The organism is Streptomyces caelestis, from assembly GCF_001279005.1.
Classification (GTDB): Bacteria; Actinomycetota; Actinomycetes; order Streptomycetales; family Streptomycetaceae; genus Streptomyces; species Streptomyces heliomycini.
The window spans coordinates 192246-198245 of sequence record NZ_LGCN01000002.1; the positions used below are offsets into that span (position 1 = coordinate 192246).

The window sequence follows — 6000 nt, forward strand, 5'->3', positions numbered from 1 at the left end:
CCCTTCCCAAGCAATGGTTTCCGGCAATACCTTATGGCTCCCGGCGTGACCGAAGAAGCCCGAGGAGGCCCTCCCGTGGCAGACCGCACACCCCCGCTCTCCGTCGAGGAACTGCACGCCCTCGTCGCCGGCGGTGAGATCGACACCGTCGTCCTGGCCTTCCCCGACATGCAGGGGCGGCTCCAGGGCAAGCGGTTCGCCGCGCGCTTCTTCCTCGACGAGGTGATCCGGCACGGCGCCGAGGGCTGCGACTACCTGCTCGCCGTCGACGCCGACATGAACACCGTCGACGGCTACGCCATGTCCTCCTGGGAGACCGGCTACGGCGACTTCGCCATGTACCCCGACCTCGACACCCTGCGCCGGGTGCCGTGGAACGAGGGCACCGCCCTGGTCGTCGCCGACCTCGCCTGGGCCGACGGCTCCCCGGTCGTCGTCGCCCCCCGGCAGATACTGCGCCGCCAGCTGGACCGCCTCGCCGCGCTCGGCCACACCGTCCGGGTCGGCACCGAGCTGGAGTTCATCGTCTTCCGGGACACCTACGAGCAGGCCTGGGACGGCGGCTACCGCGGGCTCACCCCCGCCAACCGGTACAACGTCGACTACTCGGTGCTCGGCACCGGCCGCGTCGAGCCCCTGCTGCGCCGCATCCGCAACGAGATGGCCGGCGCCGGACTCACCGTCGAGTCCGCCAAGGGCGAGTGCAACCCCGGCCAGCACGAGATCGCCTTCCGCTACGACGAGGCCCTGGTCACCTGCGACCAGCACGCGATCTACAAGACCGGCGCCAAGGAGATCGCCGCCCAGGAGGGCGTCTCGATCACCTTCATGGCCAAGTACAACGAGCGCGAGGGGAACTCCTGTCACATCCACCTCTCCCTCGCCGGTCCCGGCGGCGACAGCGTCATGCCGTACTCCGCCGAGGAGCCGGACGCCATGTCCGAGGTGATGCGCCACTTCCTCGCCGGGCAGCTCGTCGCGCTGCGCGAGTTCTCCCTGCTCTACGCCCCGCACATCAACTCGTACAAGCGGTTCCAGCCCGGCTCCTTCGCCCCGACCGCCGTCGCCTGGGGGCACGACAACCGCACCTGCGCCCTGCGCGTGGTCGGCCACGGCCGCTCCCTGCGCTTCGAGAACCGGCTGCCCGGCGGCGACGTCAACCCGCACCTCGCCGTGGCCGGCATGGTCGCCGCGGGACTGCACGGCATCGAGCAGAAGCTCCAGCTGCCCGAGCCCTGCCCCGGCAACGCCTACACCGCCGGCTTCGAGCACGTCCCCACCACCCTGCGCGAGGCCGCCGAGCTGTGGGAGAACAGCGCGATCGCCAAGGCGGCCTTCGGCGACGACGTCGTCGCGCACTACCGCAACATGGCGCGCGTCGAGACCGACGCCTTCGACGCCGCGGTCACCGACTGGGAGCTGCGCCGCTCCTTCGAACGCATGTGAGGCCCTCCTTGTCCGACCAGCGCCCCGAGCTCCAGGTACGCAACCCCGCGACCGAGGAGGTCATCGCCACCGTTCCGGCCGCGACCCCCGCCGACGTCGACACGGCCGTCGCGGACGCCGCACGCGCGCAGACCGCCTGGAGCGCCCTCGCGCCCGGCGACCGGGCCCGGCTGCTGCGCCGGTTCGCCGCCGCGGTCGACGAGCACGTCGAGGAACTGGCCCGCCTGGAGGTCCGCGAGGCCGGCCACACCCTCGGCAACGCCCGCTGGGAGGCGGGCAACGTCCGCGACCTGCTCGACTACGCGGCCGGGGGAGTGGAACGCCTCACCGGCCACCAGATCCCGGTCCCCGGCGGGGTGGACGTCACCTTCCTCGAACCCCTCGGCGTCGTCGGCGTCATCGCCCCCTGGAACTTCCCGATGCCGATCGCGGCCTGGGGCGCCGCCCCCGCCCTCGCCGCCGGCAACGCGGTGCTCCTCAAACCCGCCGAGACCACCCCCCTCACCGCCCTGCGCCTGGCCGGACTGGCCCTGGAGGCGGGCCTGCCCGAGGGCCTGTTCCAGGTGCTCCCCGGACACGGCCCGGTCACCGGGAACGCCCTCGTCGAACACCCCGGCGTCGCCAAGATCGTGTTCACCGGGTCGACGGCCGTGGGCAGACGGGTGTGGGCCAGGGGCGCGGACCGCCTCAAGCGCGTCACCCTCGAACTCGGCGGCAAGAGCCCCAACATCGTCTTCGCCGACGCCGACCTGGAGGCCGCCGCCGCGGCCGCCCCCATGTCCTTCCTCGACAACGCGGGACAGGACTGCTGCGCCCGTACCCGCATCCTGGTCGAGCGCCGCGCGCACGACCGGTTCCTGGAGCTGCTCGCCCCCGCGATCGAGGCGGTCCGGGTGGGCGACCCGGCCGACGGGACCGTGGACATGGGCCCGCTGATCTCCGCCGCCCAGCTCGCCCGCGTCCGCTCCTACGGCACCGACGCCCTCGACGGCATCCGCGGCAAGGCCCCCGAGGGCCCCGGCTACTGGTTCCCGCCCACCGTCCTCACCGGCGTCGACCCGCACGCACGCGTGGCCGTCGAGGAGGTCTTCGGACCCGTCGCCGTCGTCCTCCCCTTCGACGACGAGGCCGACGCCGTCCGCCTGGCCAACGCCACCGACTACGGCCTCTCGGGCTCCCTGTGGACCCGGGACGTCGGCCGCGCCCTGCGCGTCTGCCGGGCGGTGCGCGCGGGCAACCTGTCCGTCAACTCCCACTCCAGCGTCCGCTACTGGACGCCCTTCGGCGGGTTCAAGCAGTCCGGCGTCGGGCGCGAGCTCGGCCCGGACGCGCTGGCCGCCTTCACCGAAACCAAGAACGTCTTCCTCAGCACGGAGGCCTGAGCGCACATGAGCGAAGAGAACATCTGCCGCCGACTGGTCGGCCGCACCGCCGTCGTCACCGGAGCCGGCAGCGGCATCGGCCTCGCGACCGCCCGCCGGCTCGCCTCCGAGGGCGCGCACGTCGTCTGCGGCGACGTGGACGAGGCACGCGGCAAGGCCGCCGCCGAGGAGACCGGCGGCACCTTCGTCAAGGTCGACGTCACCGACCCCGAACAGGTCGAGGCCCTCTTCGAGGCCGCGTACGACACCTACGGCAGCGTCGACGTCGCGTTCAACAACGCCGGCATCTCCCCGCCCGACGACGACTCCATCCTGGAGACCGGCCTCGACGCCTGGAAGCGCGTCCAGGAGGTCAACCTCACCTCCGTCTACCTGTGCTGCAAGGCCGCCCTCCCCCACATGCGGCGCCAGGGCAAGGGATCGATCATCAACACCGCGTCCTTCGTGGCCCGGATGGGGGCGGCCACCAGCCAGATCTCGTACACCGCCTCCAAGGGCGGCGTCCTCGCCATGTCCCGCGAACTCGGCGTGCAGTTCGCCCGCGAGGGGATCCGCGTCAACGCCCTGTGCCCCGGACCGGTCAACACCCCGCTCCTCCAGGAGCTGTTCGCCAAGGACCCCGAGCGCGCCGCCCGCCGCCTGGTGCACATCCCGCTCGGCCGGTTCGCCGAGGCCGAGGAGATCGCCGCCGCCGTCGCCTTCCTGGCCAGCGACGACTCCTCCTTCGTCAACGCCACCGACTTCCTGGTGGACGGCGGGATCTCGGGGGCGTACGTCACACCGCTCTAGCGTTCGCCCTACAGTGCCCGGATGAGCATGACGCCCCCGCCCGGCTGGTACCGCGACCCGCACGCCCCGCACCTGGAACGCTGGTGGGACGGCACGTCCTGGACCGGGCACCGGCGCACGCCCGGGGCCCCCGCCGTGCCGCCGGCCCCGTCCGCCGACGGGACCGGCCGCGCGAGGGCGATCGCCCTCACCACCGCCGGCGCCGTGCTGGTCGCGGCGGTCGTCACCGGCGCGGTGCTCCTCGGCGGGGACGGCCGCGAACCGGGGACGCGCACCGCTGCGACGTCCACCACGTCCGCCCCCGAACCCCCGCCACCGTCCGCGTCCGAGCCGTCCGCCGGGGACCCGGACGTGGTCGAGGACCAGCTCAACGGGATCACCTTCCCGCTCCTCGACGGCTGGGTCCGCCCCGAGAACGTGGCCCAGGACGACGTCGTCATGACCACCGACGGCACCTACGACTGCCCCGGCGACGGCAGCGTCTGCCGGCACGGCCTCGTCATCTCCCGCACGGTCACCGAGAACGACGAGACCTCGCCCGAGGCGCTCGCCGAGGAGGACATCTCCGAAGCGGCCGACGCGGCCTTCGACGAGGACGCCCTGGGCCGGCGCCCCTACGGCGGCCTGGAGTCCCACGAGGTCGTCAAGGCCGGTCCGGTCGCGGTGGCGGGCCGCGCCGGCTACTTCGTGCGCTGGCGCGTCACCACCGCCGAGGGGCCCGGCGGCTACGTGCAGTCGCTGGTGTTCCCCTCCAGCGTCGGCACCGGGGCCCCGGTCCTCGTCCGCTACGTCTTCGACGCCGGACAGGACGGTCCGCCCCCGGCCGACATGGACCGCATCACCGAGGGCATCCGCCCGGTCACCGACCCGGCCTCCGGCGGCGGCGTCGGCAGCAGCATCGGCCCGGCGGACTGAGCCGTCACAGGAACGTGCGGCCCTCGCCCCGGTACGTCGGCACGGCCGCCGTCACCGCGTCGCCCTCCAGCAGGTGCAGCGCGTCGAACCGTTCGCACAGCTCGCCCGCCTTGGCGTGCCGGAACCACACCGTGTCGCCGATCAGCAGATCGTCGGCGGGCGAGCCCAGCAGCGGCGTCTGCACCTCGCCGGCCCCCTCCTGGGGGTCGTACCGCAGCCCCTCGGGCAGATACGGCGCCGGCAGCCGGTCCGCGCCGGGCGCGCCCGACGCCGGATAGCCCCCGCCCAGCACCGTCACCACGCCGACACCGGGCCGCCGCACGACGGGCAGGGCGAACAGGGCCGCCGGACGCCCGCTGAACGACGTGTAGTCGTCGAACAGGCGCGGCACGTACAGCCCCGAACCGGCCGCGATCTCGGTGACCGCGTCCTCCGCGGCGGTGTGCTGCACACTGCCCGTACCGCCGCCGTTGACGTACTCCAGATCCGGTACGACCGCCCGCACCGCCCGCACCACCGCGGCCCGCCGCTCGGCGAGTTCACGGCGCGCGGCACTCTGCATCAGCCGCACCGCGCGCGACCGCAGCGGCCGTCCGGCCACCGCGTCGCCGACACCGGCCACATGGCCCTCGTACGCCATGATCCCCACGATCCGGAACCCGGGCCGCCGGGCCACCGCGCGCGCGAACTCGGCCACCTGGGCGGGGGAGCGCAGCGGGGAACGCCGGGCGCCGATCCGCACCCGCCCGCCCAGCAGCCGCAGGGACGTGTCCAACTCCAGGCAGACGCGCACCACTTCACCACCGCCCGCGCGCGAGGCGTCGATCAGGTCCAGCTGCGCCGGATCGTCGACCATGACCGTGACGGCGGCGGCGAGCTCGGGATCGCCGGCGAGCTCGGCGTAGCGGGCGCGGTCGGCGGAGGGGTAGGCCAGCAGGACGTCGTCGAAACCGGAGCGGGCCAGCCACAGGGACTCGGCGAGGGTGAACGACATGACGCCCGCGAAACCGTCCCGGGCGAGGACCCGTTCGAGCAGCGCACGGCAGCGTACGGACTTGCTCGCGACCCGGACCGGCTTCCCGCCCGCCCTGCGGACCAGATCGTCCGCGTTGGCGTCGAAGGCCTCCAGGTCCACGAGCGCGAAGGGGGCGTCGAGGTGGGCGGTGGCCCGGTCGTAACGGGCCCGGTCGGCGGCGCGCGCAGTCATGAGCGCAGCCTGCCAGACGGGATTACCGCACGGTAGGGGATGTTCCGGGCAGATGCCGCGGCCCTGCGGACTGGCTCCCGTTCGACGCGGACCACGCCGTAGAGTGACGCGCACGCACGGCGGAACGGGGCCGGCCGGACGGCCGGGCCGGGATGACGCGCCGTCCGTGCGGGTATCTGTGCCCGGGACGAGTCCGTGCCGGGCGGGCACGACGAAACGGGGGGTGCATGAGCACGGAAGCGCGCCGCGCCTCCCACCCCC

5 protein-coding genes are annotated in these 6000 nt (G+C 73.8%); 4 read left to right on the top strand and 1 reads right to left on the bottom strand.

The genetic code is table 11. The features are described 5' to 3' along the window. The first annotated feature begins 75 nt into the window (after window positions 1-75). The 4 genes from ADK41_RS02370 to ADK41_RS02385 are packed head-to-tail and all read left to right on the top strand — an operon-like array spanning window position 76 to window position 4532. Window positions 76-1446: a glutamine synthetase family protein gene (locus ADK41_RS02370; RefSeq protein WP_030835631.1), complete on the top strand. Its 1371-nt coding sequence runs from the start codon at window positions 76-78 to the stop codon at window positions 1444-1446. Between the two features lie 8 nt (window positions 1447-1454). After that, window positions 1455-2828, top strand: coding sequence for an aldehyde dehydrogenase family protein (locus ADK41_RS02375; RefSeq protein ID WP_030835626.1), 1374 nt, complete (start codon window positions 1455-1457; stop codon window positions 2826-2828). Window positions 2829-2834: 6 nt separating this feature from the next. Continuing rightward, a complete protein-coding gene (locus ADK41_RS02380) occupies window positions 2835-3617 on the top strand; it encodes a 3-oxoacyl-ACP reductase (RefSeq protein WP_030835624.1) in 783 nt (260 codons plus the stop codon). A gap of 27 nt (window positions 3618-3644) precedes the next feature. Next, window positions 3645-4532, top strand: a complete 888-nt coding sequence (locus ADK41_RS02385) for a DUF2510 domain-containing protein (RefSeq protein WP_030835621.1) — start codon at window positions 3645-3647, stop codon at window positions 4530-4532. A 4-nt stretch (window positions 4533-4536) separates the two neighbouring features. Here the strand turns inward: ADK41_RS02385 and ADK41_RS02390 are convergent, their stop codons facing one another. Further along, a complete protein-coding gene (locus tag ADK41_RS02390) occupies window positions 4537-5739 on the bottom strand; it encodes an amino acid deaminase/aldolase (RefSeq protein ID WP_030835616.1) in 1203 nt (400 codons plus the stop codon). Window positions 5740-6000 lie beyond the last annotated feature (261 nt).

Bases quoted from the DNA above. Each gene is read 5' to 3' on its own strand.
- ADK41_RS02380 (WP_030835624.1), top strand. From the start codon at position 2,835: ATGAGCGAAGAGAACATCTGCCGCCGACTGGTCGGCCGCACCGCCGTC.
- ADK41_RS02385 (WP_030835621.1), top strand. From the start codon at position 3,645: ATGACGCCCCCGCCCGGCTGGTACCGCGACCCGCACGCCCCGCACCTG.
- ADK41_RS02390 (WP_030835616.1), bottom strand. From the start codon at position 5,739: ATGACTGCGCGCGCCGCCGACCGGGCCCGTTACGACCGGGCCACCGCC.